This window comes from Clostridium brassicae (assembly GCF_026738875.1).
Classification (GTDB): domain Bacteria; phylum Bacillota; class Clostridia; order Clostridiales; family Clostridiaceae; genus Clostridium_H; species Clostridium_H brassicae.
In genome coordinates, this window is record NZ_JAPQFJ010000002.1 from 127573 (window position 1) to 143859 (window position 16287).

A 16287-nucleotide genomic window follows, 5' to 3' on the forward strand; every position below is an offset into this window, starting at 1 on the left:
AAAACCTACTGATAATTTGAATATTTCTTAAAACAACCATTTAAAAATGTTGAAAATTGTTGTAAAATTAAAGAAATAATAAGGGATTATTACAAAATTTATATGCAGTGAGATATTTGCATTAAATTGTAGCGGAGGTATATATGCTCAATTTATTAAGACGGTTTTTAGGTAATGAAAATAAAAGGTTTACATCCTTAGACTTAAATTTAATACGTTTAAGGAAAAAGATTAATCCCCAAAAAGAGGCACTTAAAATAGCTATAATATATTCATTAATAAGTATTATATGGGTAATATTATCTGATGAAGCTTTGAGTCATACTATTAATAATCCACAGATATATAAATATATGAATATGTTCAAAGGGTGTATTTATATTTTAATCACTGTTACAGTTATATATTCGCTTATATATAGAAAAATGATGTTGCTAAAAAATGCTTTAGATAGAGTTCATACTGCATATAAAGAATTAAGTATAGCTTATGATAAGACAGCAGCTGTTGAAGATGAACTTAGGTTAAAATTTAAAGAACTTGAAGAACACCGCAATGCACTTATTGAAAGTAATAAAAAACAAGTCATTATTCAAGAAAAATTGAGACGGGAAAAGATACTTTCAGATAATGTAATAAATGATGTTTCCATAATAATAGCTATATGGAATGCAGATGGCACTATAAAAAGATTAAATCCATATGGTGAAACAGTATCAGGGTATAAATGTGAGGAACTAATAGGTGAAAATTGGTTGGAACGGTTAATTCCTAAACAAAATAAGGTATATATGTCAACTGTTTTTGAAAAGGTTAGTAAAGGAGAAATTTTAAGGAATCATGAAAGTCAACTAATTAGAAAAGATGGCAAGCCTGTTAATATAATATGGAATAGTAATGTTTTACACGAAGAAAATTCTCAGGTAAAAGAGATAATTTCTTTTGGAACAGATATTACAGAGTTTAGAAAAATGGAGGAAAAACTTAATTCTTTAGCTTATTACGATGTTTTAACCAAACTACCTAATAGATTTATGTTCCAAAAGAAAATGGGGATTTTATTAAAGGAAAAACAAAATAAACTCTCAAAATTTGCATTAATATTTATGGATATAGATAATTTTAAGTATATTAATGATACATTGGGTCACTTGTCTGGTGATAAGCTATTAAAAAATATAGCTAATATATTGATGGAAAATATAATTCCACCAAATTTCATATCTAGGTTAGGTGGAGATGAATTTGCTATAGTTATAGATAATGTAGAAGATAATGAAGATATATCTATCAAGATTAAAGCGTTAATTAAAAACCTAAGAAAACCTTGGATTATTGAAGAACAGGAATTTTTTATTTCTTTTAGTATGGGAATTGCTGTTTACCCTCAAGATGGTAAAGACTTAATAACACTTTTAAAAAAAGCGGATACTGCTATGTTCAATATAAAAGAAAAAGGAAAAGATAATTACTGTTTTTATTCAGACAACATGGAAGAAAAAACATTAGAACATATAAATATGTTAAATGAACTTAGACGAGCTATTGATAAGAAAGAGTTTACTCTTTATTATCAACCTCAGATAAATTTAACAACAGGAAAAATTATTGGTGTTGAAGCATTAATAAGGTGGATACATCCTAAAAGGGGATTTATACCTCCTATAGAATTTATTTCAATAGCAGAACAAACTGGATATATACATAATATAGAGGAATGGGTATTCAAAACAGCTTTTAAACAGAAAAAAGAATGGGATGAAAAAGGGTATTCTAATATAAACATGTCAATAAATATGTCTGGTGAAACTTTAGCAAGAAATAATGTGGTAAGTGATATAAAAAAAATATTAGTTGACAACAATATGAATTGTACCAATTTACAAATAGAAATTACAGAAACTTCTTTTATGAAAAAGTTAGATGTAGCAATTAAAAATATTGAATATATCAGGAATATGGGAATTAAAGTTTCATTAGATGATTTTGGTACAGGATATTCTTCACTTACTTATTTAAAAAAATTACCTATAGATATTGTAAAAATAGATAGGCAGTTTATAAAAGGTATAATAAATCAACATGAGGAAGAAATTATAGTACAATCCATAATACAATTAGTTCACGGATTAAATATGGAAGTGGTAGCCGAAGGAATTGAAACAGAGGAACAGTTAGAGTTTCTTAAAAAATATAAGTGTGATATTGGGCAAGGATATTTATTTAGCAAACCATTGCCTCCAGATGAAATAGAAAAAATTATAGAGGATGATTATAAAGTTAGCAGAGAAACTGGGATATAAAAATCTCAAGTTTTTCTTTTTTTTATACAAAAATTTCGACATGTAAATAAAATTTATTATATAAAATCATTTTAAATGTAATAAATAAACAATAATGTTTATTTAAATAAAATCATATTAAATATAATAAAATAAAGATGAACGATAGTTAGTTAATTATTAAACTTATATATAAACTATATACTAAATAAATATATTTGATATAAAATTAGTGCAAAAATTAGAAAAAAGGTTATATATATTACATAAATATGTTAATTAAACTACAATGTATAAATGTAGTAAATTCTATATTATAATGAAAACAAAGGTAGATTTGAAATTTTCGCAATTTTTAAAAAATACGGATGGTTAGTATTTATTACTAAAACAGGGGGTTATTAAATTGAAAGAAATTAAATGCTGTTGTGGTTCAAATCTAAAAGATGAAAGATTAGAAAAAGTACAAGAAATAATTGAAGATCATAAAGATGTAAAAGGTGCATTAATACCAGTGTTACATGAAGTACAAAGAATATATGGATACCTTCCAGAAGAAGCTCTTCATATAGTTTCTGAAAAATTAGAAGTTTCTATGTCTGAAATATATGGTGTTGCAACTTTTTATTCTTTATTTACATTAGAATCAAAAGGAAAGCATATTATAAAGGTTTGTATGGGAACAGCTTGTTATGTAAAAGGATCACAAAGTGTTATGGAAAAATTAAATTTAGTTTTAGGAATCCAAGTTGGAAAAACAACAAAGGATGGTAAGTTTACTTTAGAGGCAGCTAGATGTCTTGGAAGTTGTGGGCTTGCTCCTGTCATGATGATAGACGATAGAGTTTATGGAAAAGTAACTCCAGATGACGTAGTTAGAATACTTGAGGAATATAAATAGGGGGGAAGAAGTATGAAGAATTTAACTATAGAAGATATAGAAAAAATAAGAGTTGAAAATTTGGAAAAAGTAAACCAAACTTCCAATAGAAAGGATATAAGAATCTCAGTAGGAATGGGAACTTGTGGTATTGCCGCTGGAGCAGGCCCAGTTTATAAGGTTATTTATGAAGAAATTAAAAACTTAGGGTTACAAGAAGATATTTCTTTAGAAAAGGTTGGATGTATAGGGGCCTGTAGATTAGAACCACTTATAGAAGTCATGATACCAGGAGAAGAAAAAGTAACTTATGTTAAAGTAACACCTAATAAAGCAAGGAAGATAATTAAGGATCATGTGGTTGGTGGAAACGTTGTAAAAGAGTTTACTATACATCTTATTGAGAATACAATTCTTAATGATTTTACGATTATAAGTGATTGATTGGGGGGAAGGTTATGGAGTTTTATGCTTTACAAGTTCTTATATGTGGAGGAGAAGGGTGCAATCTAGCAGATTCTAAGAAAATAAGTAATTTACTTAAAGCAGAGTTAAAACAATGTGGATTAGATAAAGAAGTAGAAGTTATAAAAACAGCATGCCTTGGTTTTTGTAATTTAGGGCCAGTTATGATTGTTTATCCAGAAGGAATTGTATACTCTAATATAAAACCATCAGATGTTCATGAGATAGTACAAGAACATTTTATAAATGGAAGAGTTGTAAAAAGGCTTTGCTATACTTTAAAACCTGGTGATGGAAGGGTTAGAAATTTAGAAAGTATAGATATGTTCAAAAAACAAGAAAGAATTGTTCTTAAAAATTGTGGAATTATAAATCCTGAAAAAATTGATGAGTATATTGCTATGGATGGATATAAAGCTTTAGGAAAAGTACTAACGAAGATGTCGCCACAAGAAGTTATAGATGTAATCACAGAGTCTGGTCTAAGAGGAAGAGGGGGAGGAGGTTTCCCTACAGGTAGAAAATGGAGCTTCGCAGCTGCTCAAAAAAATGAGCAAAAATATATAATATGCAATGCAGATGAAGGAGATCCAGGTGCCTTTATGGATAGATCTGTTTTGGAAGGAGATCCTCATACCATTTTAGAAGCTATGACTATTGGAGGATACGCTATAGGGTCAAATAAGGGATTCATATATGTAAGAGCAGAGTATCCATTAGCTGTAGAAAGATTGAGGATCGCTATAAGTCAAGCAAAAGAATATGGACTGCTTGGTAATGATATATTAGGAACTGGTTTTAAATTTGACATAGAGATAAGGCTTGGAGCAGGGGCTTTTGTTTGTGGAGAGGAAACTGCTTTAATTAAGTCTATAGAAGGTAAGAGAGGAATGCCGATTACAAAGCCTCCTTTCCCAGCAGTAAGTGGACTTTGGGGTAAGCCTACTGTAATAAATAATGTAGAAACATATGCAAATATATGTCCAATTATATTAAACGGATCGAAATGGTTTAGGTCAATAGGAACGGAAAAAAGTCCTGGTACTAAAGTATTTGCCTTAGGTGGGAAAATTAGGAATACAGGTTTGGTGGAAATTCCTATGGGAACAACACTAAGAGATGTAATTTTTAATATAGGGGGTGGAATTCCAAATAATAAGCATTTTAAGGCTGTACAAACAGGTGGACCATCAGGCGGGTGTATTCCAGCAAGATATATTAATATTCCAATCGAATACGATACTTTGATCGAACTTGGTTCAATGATGGGATCTGGTGGGATGATTGTTATGGATGAAGATAATTGTATGGTTGATGTAGCAAGGTTCTTTTTAGATTTTACAAAGGACGAATCTTGTGGGAAATGTACTCCATGTAGGATAGGAACTAAGAGGTTACTAGAAATACTTGAGAAAATAACAAATGGAGAAGGTTCATTAAATGATGTTGAAAAACTTGAAAAATTAGGTTATGAAATTAAAAATACTGCACTTTGCGGATTAGGTCAAACAGCACCAAATCCTATAGTATCTACCCTAAGATATTTTAAAGATGAGTACATTTCTCATGTAGTTGACAAAAAATGCCCGGCAAAGGCCTGTAAGAGCCTTGTTAGATATCGTATAAATCCTGATGTCTGCAAGAGATGTGGTATGTGTGCTAAAAACTGTCCTAGTGGAGCAATTATGGGTAAAAAAGGAGAAGCATATAAGATAGATAAGGATAAATGTATAAAATGTGGTTCTTGTATGAATGATTGCTTGTTTAATGCAATAGTTAAAGAATAATTGAATTGAGAGGTGAGAAGAATGGAAAAGGTTAACTTAACTATAGATGGAGTAAAAGTAGAGGTAAATGAGGGCGAGACTGTTCTAGAAGCAGCAAGAAATATAGGAATAGATATACCTACATTATGTTTTTTAAAAGATATAAATGAAGTATCAAGTTGTAGAGTGTGTCTCGTAGAAGTTGGATCTAAGTTGCTACCTTCATGTACTGTTAAAGTAGAAGAAGGAATGGTTATAAAAACTAATACTCCGAAAGTTAGAGGTGCTAGAAGAACAGTTCTTCAACTATTGTTATCAAACCATAAGAGAGAATGTACTACTTGTTCAAGAAACCGAAGTTGTGAACTTAGAAAATTAGCTGAAGATTTAAATATAGGCGATATAGAATATGAAGGAGACAGATCTGAAAGCTATGTCGATATATCATCTCCTTCACTTATAAGGGATCCAGAAAAATGTATTTTGTGTGAAAGATGTATAAGCATATGTAGTAATGTGCAGACTGTAGGAGCAATTAATTTTTCAGGTAGGGGATTTGATACCAAGGTGGCACCTGCATATGATAAGCCTTTAGGAGAAAGTACTTGTGTTAATTGTGGACAATGCGTAGCAGGATGTCCAACAGGTGCATTAACAGAAAAAGAAAATATAGATCAGGTATGGAGTGAACTATCTGATTCTGATAAATTTGTGGTGGTTCAAACAGCACCAGCTATAAGAGTTGCTCTAGGAGAAGAATTTGGACTTCCTATTGGTGAAAGAGTCAGTGGTAAAATGGTAGCTGCTTTAAGGAGAATAGGATTTGATAAAGTTTTCGATACTAATTTTGCAGCAGACTTAACAATTATGGAAGAAGGCACAGAATTATTAAAGAGACTAGAAACAGGGGAAAACCTGCCACTTATGACTTCATGCTGCCCGGGATGGGTTAAATTTGTTGAACACAATTTTCATGATATGATACCTAATCTTTCTACATGTAAGTCTCCACATGAAATGGAAGGGGCTATAATAAAGACTTATTTTGCAGAAAAATATAATATAGATTCACATAAAATAATAGTTGTATCTATAATGCCATGTATTGGCAAGAAGTTTGAAAATAATAGAGATGAGTTATGTAGTAATGGATTGAAAGATGTGGATTATGTTTTGACTACAAGAGAGCTAGCAAAAATGATAAAACAATCATCTATAGATTTTGCTAACTTAAAAGAGGAGGAATTTGATAATCCATTTGGAGTTGGAACAGGAGCTGGAGCTATATTTGGGGCAACAGGTGGGGTTGCGGAAGCTGCCATGAGAACTATATTTGAAATTACATCAGGAGAAGAAATTGATAATATAGAATTTAATGAAGTAAGAGGGACTAAAGGAATAAAAGAAGCCAATATAACTTTGCCAGATGGAAAGGTTGTTAGTACTGTAGTTATAAACGGACTTTCTAATGCTAGAAAAATAATGAACATGATTAAAAAAGGTAAAAAGCAATATGATTTTGTAGAAGTTATGGCCTGTCCTGGTGGATGTGTAACTGGCGGAGGACAGCCTATAGTAAATTCTAGAATAAGAGAAAAAGTAGATGTGAGAGATATAAGAGCAAAAGCTATTTATGAAGAAGATAGAAATCTTCCTATTAGGAAGTCACATAAAAACCCCTATGTAAATCAGCTATATAAGGAGTATTTAGGTGAACCAAATAGCAATAAGGCACATGAGATTCTTCATACCATTTATGTAAAGAGAAATATGTTTTAATACAATTGTGGTAAAATAGAGAATAGTTTTAAAACCAGTGTTTAAAATATAATGCTGGTTTTTTATTGGTATTGAGTAATTATGGAACAATATATGTATTGCTATAATCAAAGTGGATATTTTAGGGTATTAGATAAAGGATTCCAAGTTTTCTATTAAACTTAAATTCAAAAGAAAATTTGGAACCTCATCTGTACTAATTTTACCTCGATCTAGGCTTATTAAGGATATATAGTAATTATTGAAGCGGAATATTGTAGCTTGTCAATATATAATATGATAAAGATAACCTTTAAGTTCTAATTTAATAATATAAACTATAAAATAGAATAGTGTAACTATTTAAAGTGGGGGTAAATATGGAAGATAATGAGGCAATTATACCTTTATATTTAAATAATGATATGATAAATAACATTTATACAATAATTATACATAAATTCACAGAAATAAAAGCGACAACTTCAAAAAGTCAGCAAGTTATAAAAATCAATACTCCATTAAGCAATGTTACATGTGGGGAGTATATTCAAGGAAATTTTTCAATGGATCTCCTTAATGAATTCTCAAAGGAGCAGGTGAAAATTTCTCAAAGAATACTAATTTTATTAGAACTTAGAGATTTATTGGCTGAGAATAACCTATTAAAGTATATAGAAGATGAAAATTCATTAGTTAGTATACAAGAAAAAGATTTTGTAGAGTTTAAATGTAATTTGAGGAAAAACCCATTAATTCAGTATATAGAAGACGTAACAAATGCTTTAGAAGCAGAACTTATTTTAAGTCCATTAAATGAAAGTGATGAATATAAGGAGAAAAATCAGTGCAAAAAGCAGATTTTCGAGTCTTTGAAGAAAAGCATGGATGAGTATAAAAGCTCAAAATGTTTTAGTTTTATAGGAGAGAGTATTTATAATGCCAGTGCAAGAGCTATAGTGCCTTTAGAATTAAAATTTTTAGAAGATCACATAGATTATATTAACGATAGTGAAATTACTATTTTGGGAAAAATCACGAGTAAAGATTTTGCCAAAAGGAATATTAGTAATAATAGGATAGCCAGTGGTAGTTGCTTTGATTATTTAGATTATGAACAACTTATTAATTTAAGGGATGAACTTTTGATAAATTCCTCAATTATTAAGGAAAATGGATATCAATTAAGAGACAGTAATTCTAGCCTTATGGAAATAATACCTATAGCTATATACATCTAATTTTATAAAATACTCATATGATTATGTGTACATTTTTAAGTTTATGAAAATAGGGTTCTTAACTTAAAATGAGTTTTCATTTAATGCCAAGTTAAGAACCCTATTTATTTTATCTTATTTTCTCTTTAAATTTTTTTATTAAGCTGGGAATAATGCTTTCTATGTCTCCAACAATACCAAAGTTAGCTACTTTAAATATAGGAGCATCAGGGTCTTTATTAATTGCAATTATTATATTAGAAGATGTTATCCCAGCTGTATGTTGAATGGCTCCTGAAATACCACAGGCAAAATAGAATTTAGGTGCTACAGTTTTACCAGTTTGTCCTATTTGATGTTTATAATCAATTAATCCTTCGTCAACTAATGCACGAGAAGCTCCTATTTTAGCATTAAGTACTTTGGCCAATTCCTCTATAAGCTGCATATTCTTAGCTTCTCCAATACCTCTTCCGGCAGCTACTATTATTTCTGCATCTTCTAGATTAAAGTCATCTTTCTTAAATTCACAAAAATCGACTACTCTAGTTTGGATGTAAGCTGGCATGGTTACTTGTGGAATAATTATTTTGCCCTTTCTTGAGTAATTTGGATTAATGGCTTTCATAACTTTTGGACGTACTGTTGCCATTTGTGGACGATGATTTGGACATATAATTGTAGCCATTAGATTTCCACCAAAAGCTGGTCTTGTTTGCATAAGAATTTTTTTGTCAGGGTCTATTTCTAGTATAGTACAGTCTGCAGTAAGCCCTGTGTTAAGTTTCGAAGCTAATCTAGGAGCTAGTGAACGACCATTAGGAGTAGCACCAAATAGCATGATATCTGGTTTATGTTGCTTTATAACTTGGAAGATTAAACTACTATAAATCTCATCATTATAAGAAACTAAAGATGAGTTTTCTATACAATATACATAATCAGCACCATAAGATATGAGCTCTTTTGTATTTTCTTTAAGATTATTTCCAAGCAATATTGCTGAAACTTTTGTATTTAATTGATTTGCAAGTTTAGTAGCTTCTCCAAGTAGTTCGAATACCACAGGTTCTATTTTATTATTTAACTGTTCTGCAAAAACAAAAATACCTTTATATTCAGAAGTATCTAATCTATCAATAGTTTCTTTTATAAGTTCGATAGCATTTAATTTACAGGTACTTACACAAGTGCCACATAAAGTACAATTTTCAAGAATTACAGCTTTATTATCTTTAATTTTTATTGCACCGAAAGGACATGCATTTACACAAAGTTTGCACCCTACACATTTGTTTTCTAGTATATTTATAGTATTCATAAATTATGCCCCCTTATATATCTAATGAAAATCCCAAAGAAATGAGATGCTCTACTAAACTTTCTGACTGTTCTTCTGGAGTGCCTGTTAACATAGTGTTCTGCACGTTATATTCAGGAACAAAAGTTTTAACAACTTGAGTTGGAGAGCCGTTTAAACCAGTTAATTTTTCATTAGAATTAATATCATCAGATGACCATACAGTAATTGAACTTTCTAGAGATTTCTTCAAATTATTTATAGATGGTAAACGAGGACAGTTTATATCTTCTACTATAGTAATAAGAGCAGGCAGAGAAGACTCTATAGTTTCATAGCCATTAGCAGTCAATCTTTCACAATAAATAAGATCTTTTTCAATTTTTTTTATTTTAGTTACATAGGCTATGTGTGGAATTCCTAATTTTTCTGCAAGGCTTGGGCCTACCTGAGCAGTATCACCGTCTGTAGCTTGTTTGCCGCAAATTATTAAATCATAGTTTTGTATTTTTCTTATACCCATAGAAAGAGTATAAGCTGTTGCGAGAGAATCAGCACCAGCAAAAGATCTATCACTTAAAAGAAATCCATTATCTACACCTAAAGCTAGTGTTTCTTTTAATATCTCGGATGTTTTGGGTATTCCCATACTTAAAGTTGACACTTTACCGCCAAATTGATCTTTTAGTTTAAGGGCTTCTTCTATAGCAAAGGTATCAAAAGGATTTATAATGGATTCTATGCCTTCCCTAATAATTGTATTTGTTTCTTTATTCATTTTTACTTTGTTAGTTCCAGGAACTTGCTTTATACAAACTATAATATTCATATTTTTCACCTACCATTCAAAAAGGTTTCCCATATTTAATCTGTTTTCTGGATCAAATAATCTCTTTAAAGTTTTCATTTCTTCAATACTTTTTTTACCAAACATTTGTTGTAAAAGATTTATTTTAAGTTTTCCCACTCCGTGTTCAGCAGAGATAGTTCCCCCCATAGTTATTACTTTTTCAGCCCAAGTACTATAAAGCTGTTTCCCTCTATTATATTCATCTAAATTATTTGGAAGTATGTTTACATGGACATGATTATTGCCTATATGGCCGAATATAACATATTTAAGTTTTCCTTTTTTTAGACTTTCATTATATAATTCCATAACTTCTTCAAGTTTAGAATCGGGAACAGCCATATCTGTACCAAGTTTGGTAATATTAGGATTTGTTTTACGTTTTTCATCTATAAGTAAATTAACAGCTTCTGGAAGAGCATGCCTAAAGAAGTGCAGTTGTTCTCTAGCACCAGGATTAGTAGCTACCCATGTATCATCTTCAGATCCTCCGCATTGTTTAATTATATTTCCAGCATTGAAAATCATATTTCTAATTTCGCCTTCATTATTTCCATGGTACTCAATATAAATTGCAGTGTTGAATCGTGTAGGCATATCTAAAAGTTTATTAAAAGCTTTATTATTTTCTTTTTCTTTTCTCAACAGATTTAATGCTGTATTGTTGAAAAATTCAATTGCAACAGGAAAAGATTCTACCCGGATTTTTTCAACAAATTTTAAAGCTTTATCTTCGCTAGAGAAGAAAGCAGTTAGACCCCATATATATGCGGGTGATTTCAATAATTTTATTTCAAGTTCTGTTATTATTCCAAGAGTGCCTTCACTGCTGATAAACAAGTCTAATAAGTCCATATTTTCTTTTGTATAATATCCAGAAGCATTTTTTACTTCTGGCATAGTATAGTTAGGGATATTTCCTTCAAGTAGTTCCCCATTATCTGTTTTTAAGGAGAAATGTCTTACTAAAGTATTTTGCTCTCCTCTTTTAAGTGTAAGAGTATCGCCGTTTACTAAAGTTACACGTAAAGCTTCTATATAATTTCTTGTGGGTCCATATTTAAATGAGCAAGCTCCTGAAGCATTGCAAGCAGCCATACCACCTATTGAAGCTGTAGATTCAGTTGGATCAGGTGAAAAGAAATAAGGAGAACTATTTTTAAAAAGTTTTAAAGCTTCAAGAGATTCTTTAGTCCAGTTGCTTGTTTCAAATTCCTTATCTTTTAATGCTTTTCGTATTTCTGTGAGTAGAACACCCGGTTGAAGTTTAAGATAAAAAGTATCGGTCTGTTTATCGTAACGCATACCAGTTATTTTATTTATTTTCATTAAGTTTAATATATGTCCTCCCTGAGGTATTGCACCACCAGCAATGCCTGTCCGAGCACCTTGAATAGTTATTGGTGTTTTATTTTCTTTTAATTTTTTTAGTGTGCTTATAATTTCTTCTTCGGTTTTAGGAAAAGAAATAGAATCAGCTTTACCAATTTTTCTAGATTCGTCTCTTAGATAATCTTCATGTTCTTTTTTTAGTTCTTTTATAAGAGTATCTTCCATGTTTTTGCCCCCTTTTATAATTTAAGAATAGTTAGCTAATAGATAGAATTTTAAATCTTTAAAATAGTGCCCCAGGAATAATCTAATATCTTGATTATTGAAATTAAGTATAAACTAAATTTCATATTTTTAAAAGTGGATTTTATTTATAATTTAATCAATCAAATAGATGTGCTATATAATGGATAATTAATAATTTTTAGTGAAATTTTATAGTTTCCCAAATTGCATATAAAGATTTTATTGATATTAAGTAATTAGACTTGTAGATATTTGCTTATAAACTATAATGTGGTCATGCTATAATTAAATTATATAAGATCAAAGGAGAATTGATGATGGATAATTTGGAAAAGTATAAAACATATAGAGCGTTTCAAAGAACATTAGTAGCTACAAAGATAATACCTTATATAAATTCCAATATTAAAGAGAATGTGGTTTTAAATTCAGCAAGAATACTAGGTATGCTAGATGAAAGGGGAAACATAGTCCCAAGACAGGAAAGTGATATGTCTTATTTGCTGGATTTTACTATTCATGAATATAAAATTAATGGAAAAAGTATGATTCAAATTTATAGAGAAAATGCACAAGTAGAAAATGAATTGGAAGAGTCTATATTAGAGGCACTAGAAAAATCATATGTATCTTTATTTAGAGTTGTGAACATATCTCTTTCAAAAAATTTGGTATTTTTAAAGGATGTATTTAATAATGTTAAGAATGTAAGACTTATAGATATAGATTTTAGTAAAACATCAGATACGGAAACCCTACTATTTACAAGAGTTCTCCCTTTTAAAGAATTTAGTATGACATCAGGAATGGTAGGGATTTTTGAAAGTGTTTTAGAGGATAGCTTAGTAAGGGAGTTTAATAAATTTAATAAGGAATTAAAAGAAAAGTATGAATATGATAGTGAAGCTACAAGAATGTTGATGAGTTTTTTTCATTTTAATAGAGAGGCAAATACAGTAATTAAATGTGATTGGTAACTATTAGTAATAAGGTACCAGTATCAGGTGATAGGAAAGATATACTAAAAGAATAGAAAAATTATATATGTATGGATGATAACTACTAAAGATTACAGCTAAAAAATTGTTAGGCGCTAATATCTAAGAGTATAGAAAAATTTATTTATGGTAACTAGAGATTAATGGATTTAAATTAAGGCTATGTTTTAATAAATTGTTGATGATTCATAATTTCAAAAACAATTCTAAATTTAGTTTAAGTAATATGGATAAAATTCATAACTCGAATAACTTAAATAATGAAATTTCTTAACGTTCAATTACTTAAACTAAATAAGAAGTACAACTTATTATTATAATGAACTCAACAATTTAAAAATAGGGCATTAGAAATACTAAAGGAAGTTACACTCTTTTAAAACAGAACCTAATTTAGAAAAGGTTACTGGAATATGATTATTATAAAAACTAAGATAGTAATTTACTTAGTTTATCAGGATAATTTGTTATTATTCCATTTACATGATTATCTATAAAAAATTTCATATGATTTTCTTCATTTACAGTATAAGTGTTTATTTTGATACCAGATGCTTTTATTTTTTTTATTATAGAGGAGTTCTTAATAGCATAGAAATAAGGATGAAGTGCATCAGCATCTAAGTGTTTAGCGTATTTTTCAGGCTCGTATAAACCTGCTTTATATAATGCACCTATTGGAATTGCTTTTGATATTTCCTTACATTTTTTCAAACAATAATGATTAAAACTAGAAATTATAATATTATTTTCCATGTTGTACTTATATATCATATCTATTACTTTTTCTTCAATATTATTATATAAAACTATGTTATTTTTAAGTTCAAGGTTCAGCTGTATATTTTTATCTTTTACAAACTCTAACAACTCTTCTAAAGATGGTATTTTTAGATTTTTGTAGTCTTTTCTAAACCATGATCCAGCATCTAATTTCCTAAGTTCAGTATAGGTATAGTCTTTAACAAAACCATGTCCATTAGTAGTTCTATTAACTAATTCATCATGAAGAATAACTAAAACGCCATCGCTAGTTATTTGTATATCTGTTTCAAGACCAGTAGCATTTAGATGTAAGGCTTTTTTAAAAGCAAGCATAGTATTTTCAGGAAAATATCCACTAGCACCTCTGTGAGCATAGTTTATTATCATACTATTATTCACTCCTCATAAAAATTAAAAATATTTTAGTTTGTGAACTCTTCATTAATATTAGGATAGTAAAAGTTATGAATTATTATTAAATAATATTACGAAAATATATTTTAAAAAGTAAGAAAATTTTATTTGGTTAATTTAAGCTTTTATTTACTAGGATTAAGGTATGTTTCACTTATATTAATGGAATTATAGTAAAAATTAGGCTTATGTATTATAATGTTATTTGGAGTTTTATACAAATAAAAGAGGTAACTAAAAATGAAGAAAATCAACGGAATTATTTATGCAATGCTATCTTCAGCAGCTTTTGGACTAAGCCCAATTTGGACTAAGGATGCTTGTAATAGAGGTACAAATTCTATAACTATGCTTTTGTCCAGAGTCTCAATTACAGCAATAATATTATTTATATATTTTCTGATTAAAAGAGTAGATTTTAAAGTAAGCAAAAATCAATTGGTTAGTTTAGTCTTTATAAGTATTATAGGATACGCAAGTACTACTATTTGTTTATTTTTGTCCTATAATCATATATCAGTGGGATTAGCTACTACTATGCATTTTGTTTATCCTGCTGTTGTTACAATCTTAATGTGCTTAATTTATAAGGAAAAAATACATTTTGGAAAAATATTATCAATATTTCTTTCAATATGTGGCATTTATTGTTTAATATATACTAAGAATATGAATATAAACTTTAAAGGAGTTTTTCTTGCAATTATTTCAGGTATTTTTTATTCTATATATATTATTGGAGTTGAAAAAGGAGGAATAGAAGAATTAGATGTTTTAGTTAGTACGTTTTATATAACTTTAATTACATCTATATGTGTTTTTATATTTGGGCAATTTTCTGTTGGAATAAAAATAGTATATGATTGTCGTGTGTTTATAGATGCTATGTGTGGAGCAATTTTCTCAACATTATTGGCTTTAGTGGCATTTGTAAAGGGGATTAAAATTATTGGTTCATCAAATGCATCAATACTAAGTACGTTTGAACCAATTGTTAGTGTAATAATGGGGATAATAGTTTTGAGTGAAGAAATAAATTTATCCATGGTTTTAGGAACTATATTAATAATTATTTCTGTAATATTTCTTACAGTTTGGGAAAAAATCAGAGAAAAAAAATATGATTTGTCACAGAATTCATTTTAGAAGAATTAAAATAAATGTAAGTTATTATATTTATTTTTCAGTGTCAATTATGTAGCAATTTAAATAGAGTATAGGCTTACTTTCTATTTTTATTTTCTGTATAGTTTTTAGGTATACCACTAATAATAATAATGTAAAATACTAATTAAGAGGTGGTAGCATGGAAAGCAATTTAAAAAACATTAGATTAGAAAATGGAGCAAAGATAGAAGAAATAGCTGAACTTTTAAATATATCAGTAGATGAATATATAAATAAGGAAGATGGAGTAATTTCATTAACTAATGGGGAAAAAAAGCTTTTATCAGAATATTATGGTACGACTAAAGAAAGCTTTACTTAATATAATAATAGGTCATATGAATTAGGAAATGGTGATTTTACAAAGAAAGTTTTAAAAGAGTGTAAAAACAACACTCTTTTAAAACATAATTTAATTATAAAATATGATAAAAGAGGTGAAAAAATATGGAATATATAATTATGGCTGTTGCCATAGAACCTAGAAATATTAGTGCACCTAAAGTTCAAGAAGTATTAACTAAACATGGATGTATAATAAAAGTTAGATTAGGTCTACATGATGTATCAGACTTCTCATGTTCTAAGAGAGGGTTAGTTTTATTACAACTGTGTGGAAAAGAAGAAGAAATAAAAATTTTAAGAAAAGATTTAGAGGAAATAGACGGAGTTAAGGTTAATATTATGACAGTATAAATATGATTACAGTATTAGTTGTGGCATACATAGGTATTTAGAAAATAGCTTGAAGTATTAATAAAGTTAATATTTCAAGCTATTTTTATAGACTAAAAACAGTGACTAGGTGTTATCTACAATTTTTAAAAGAGTTAGAAAAAGTATT

General features: G+C 28.9%; 14 protein-coding genes. 10 read left to right on the top strand and 4 right to left on the bottom strand.

Translation table 11 applies throughout. The features are described 5' to 3' along the window. The first annotated feature begins 143 nt into the window (after positions 1-143). The 6 genes from OW729_RS02410 to OW729_RS02435 all read left to right on the top strand — a co-directional run bounded on the left by OW729_RS02410 (position 144) and on the right by OW729_RS02435 (position 8392). Complete coding sequence (locus OW729_RS02410) at positions 144-2303, top strand: putative bifunctional diguanylate cyclase/phosphodiesterase (RefSeq protein WP_268059828.1); 2160 nt, start codon at positions 144-146, stop codon at positions 2301-2303. 385 nt (positions 2304-2688) lie between these two features. Beyond that, positions 2689-3183, top strand: coding sequence for an NADH-quinone oxidoreductase subunit NuoE (gene nuoE / locus OW729_RS02415; RefSeq protein ID WP_268059829.1), 495 nt, complete (start codon positions 2689-2691; stop codon positions 3181-3183). Between the two features lie 12 nt (positions 3184-3195). Then, on the top strand, positions 3196-3606 hold the full coding sequence (locus OW729_RS02420) for a (2Fe-2S) ferredoxin domain-containing protein (protein WP_268059831.1): 411 nt from the start codon (positions 3196-3198) through the stop codon (positions 3604-3606). A 14-nt stretch (positions 3607-3620) separates the two neighbouring features. Next, a complete protein-coding gene (locus OW729_RS02425; RefSeq protein ID WP_268059832.1) occupies positions 3621-5414 on the top strand; it encodes an NADH-quinone oxidoreductase subunit NuoF in 1794 nt (597 codons plus the stop codon). Positions 5415-5435: 21 nt separating this feature from the next. Beyond that, positions 5436-7172: an NADH-dependent [FeFe] hydrogenase, group A6 gene (locus tag OW729_RS02430; protein WP_268059833.1), complete on the top strand. Its 1737-nt coding sequence runs from the start codon at positions 5436-5438 to the stop codon at positions 7170-7172. A 359-nt stretch (positions 7173-7531) separates the two neighbouring features. After that, positions 7532-8392 (top strand): DUF6414 family protein, encoded by an 861-nt coding sequence (locus OW729_RS02435; RefSeq protein ID WP_268059834.1) that lies wholly within the window; start codon positions 7532-7534, stop codon positions 8390-8392. Between the two features lie 109 nt (positions 8393-8501). Here OW729_RS02435 and OW729_RS02440 read toward each other — a convergent pair whose 3' ends face one another. The 3 genes from OW729_RS02440 to OW729_RS02450 are packed head-to-tail and all read right to left on the bottom strand — an operon-like array spanning position 8502 to position 12078. Further along, positions 8502-9692, bottom strand: a complete 1191-nt coding sequence (locus OW729_RS02440) for an electron transfer flavoprotein subunit alpha (RefSeq protein WP_268059835.1) — start codon at positions 9690-9692, stop codon at positions 8502-8504. A gap of 13 nt (positions 9693-9705) precedes the next feature. Further along, entirely contained in the window at positions 9706-10500 is a 795-nt protein-coding gene (locus tag OW729_RS02445; RefSeq protein WP_268059836.1) for an electron transfer flavoprotein subunit beta/FixA family protein, read from the bottom strand. 9 nt (positions 10501-10509) lie between these two features. Beyond that, positions 10510-12078 carry an FAD-binding oxidoreductase gene (locus OW729_RS02450; protein ID WP_268059837.1) on the bottom strand — a complete coding sequence of 523 codons (1569 nt, stop codon included), beginning with the start codon at positions 12076-12078 and terminating at the stop codon, positions 10510-10512. A 338-nt stretch (positions 12079-12416) separates the two neighbouring features. On the opposite strand from OW729_RS02450, the gene OW729_RS02455 reads away from it, so the two are divergent. Further along, positions 12417-13076 (top strand): hypothetical protein, encoded by a 660-nt coding sequence (locus tag OW729_RS02455; RefSeq protein ID WP_268059839.1) that lies wholly within the window; start codon positions 12417-12419, stop codon positions 13074-13076. Positions 13077-13526: 450 nt separating this feature from the next. Here the strand turns inward: OW729_RS02455 and OW729_RS02460 are convergent, their stop codons facing one another. Further along, on the bottom strand, positions 13527-14249 hold the full coding sequence (locus OW729_RS02460; RefSeq protein ID WP_268059841.1) for a glycerophosphodiester phosphodiesterase: 723 nt from the start codon (positions 14247-14249) through the stop codon (positions 13527-13529). A gap of 267 nt (positions 14250-14516) precedes the next feature. Here OW729_RS02460 and OW729_RS02465 point away from each other — a divergent pair, with 267 nt between their 5' ends. The 3 genes from OW729_RS02465 (at position 14517) to OW729_RS02475 (ending at position 16139) form a co-directional block, all read left to right on the top strand. Beyond that, positions 14517-15422: a DMT family transporter gene (locus OW729_RS02465; protein ID WP_268059842.1), complete on the top strand. Its 906-nt coding sequence runs from the start codon at positions 14517-14519 to the stop codon at positions 15420-15422. Between the two features lie 160 nt (positions 15423-15582). Next, entirely contained in the window at positions 15583-15765 is a 183-nt protein-coding gene (locus OW729_RS02470) for a helix-turn-helix domain-containing protein (RefSeq protein WP_268059843.1), read from the top strand. Between the two features lie 125 nt (positions 15766-15890). Further along, complete coding sequence (locus OW729_RS02475) at positions 15891-16139, top strand: hypothetical protein (protein ID WP_268059844.1); 249 nt, start codon at positions 15891-15893, stop codon at positions 16137-16139. The last annotated feature ends 148 nt before the right edge of the window (positions 16140-16287 follow it).

Bases quoted from the DNA above. Each gene is read 5' to 3' on its own strand.
- OW729_RS02470 (WP_268059843.1), top strand. From the start codon at position 15,583: ATGGAAAGCAATTTAAAAAACATTAGATTAGAAAATGGAGCAAAGATA.
- OW729_RS02450 (WP_268059837.1), bottom strand. From the start codon at position 12,078: ATGGAAGATACTCTTATAAAAGAACTAAAAAAAGAACATGAAGATTAT.
- OW729_RS02420 (WP_268059831.1), top strand. From the start codon at position 3,196: ATGAAGAATTTAACTATAGAAGATATAGAAAAAATAAGAGTTGAAAAT.
- OW729_RS02445 (WP_268059836.1), bottom strand. From the start codon at position 10,500: ATGAATATTATAGTTTGTATAAAGCAAGTTCCTGGAACTAACAAAGTA.
- OW729_RS02440 (WP_268059835.1), bottom strand. From the start codon at position 9,692: ATGAATACTATAAATATACTAGAAAACAAATGTGTAGGGTGCAAACTT.
- OW729_RS02425 (WP_268059832.1), top strand. From the start codon at position 3,621: ATGGAGTTTTATGCTTTACAAGTTCTTATATGTGGAGGAGAAGGGTGC.
- OW729_RS02430 (WP_268059833.1), top strand. From the start codon at position 5,436: ATGGAAAAGGTTAACTTAACTATAGATGGAGTAAAAGTAGAGGTAAAT.
- OW729_RS02475 (WP_268059844.1), top strand. From the start codon at position 15,891: ATGGAATATATAATTATGGCTGTTGCCATAGAACCTAGAAATATTAGT.
- OW729_RS02460 (WP_268059841.1), bottom strand. From the start codon at position 14,249: ATGATAATAAACTATGCTCACAGAGGTGCTAGTGGATATTTTCCTGAA.
- OW729_RS02455 (WP_268059839.1), top strand. From the start codon at position 12,417: ATGGATAATTTGGAAAAGTATAAAACATATAGAGCGTTTCAAAGAACA.
- OW729_RS02410 (WP_268059828.1), top strand. From the start codon at position 144: ATGCTCAATTTATTAAGACGGTTTTTAGGTAATGAAAATAAAAGGTTT.
- OW729_RS02435 (WP_268059834.1), top strand. From the start codon at position 7,532: ATGGAAGATAATGAGGCAATTATACCTTTATATTTAAATAATGATATG.
- OW729_RS02465 (WP_268059842.1), top strand. From the start codon at position 14,517: ATGAAGAAAATCAACGGAATTATTTATGCAATGCTATCTTCAGCAGCT.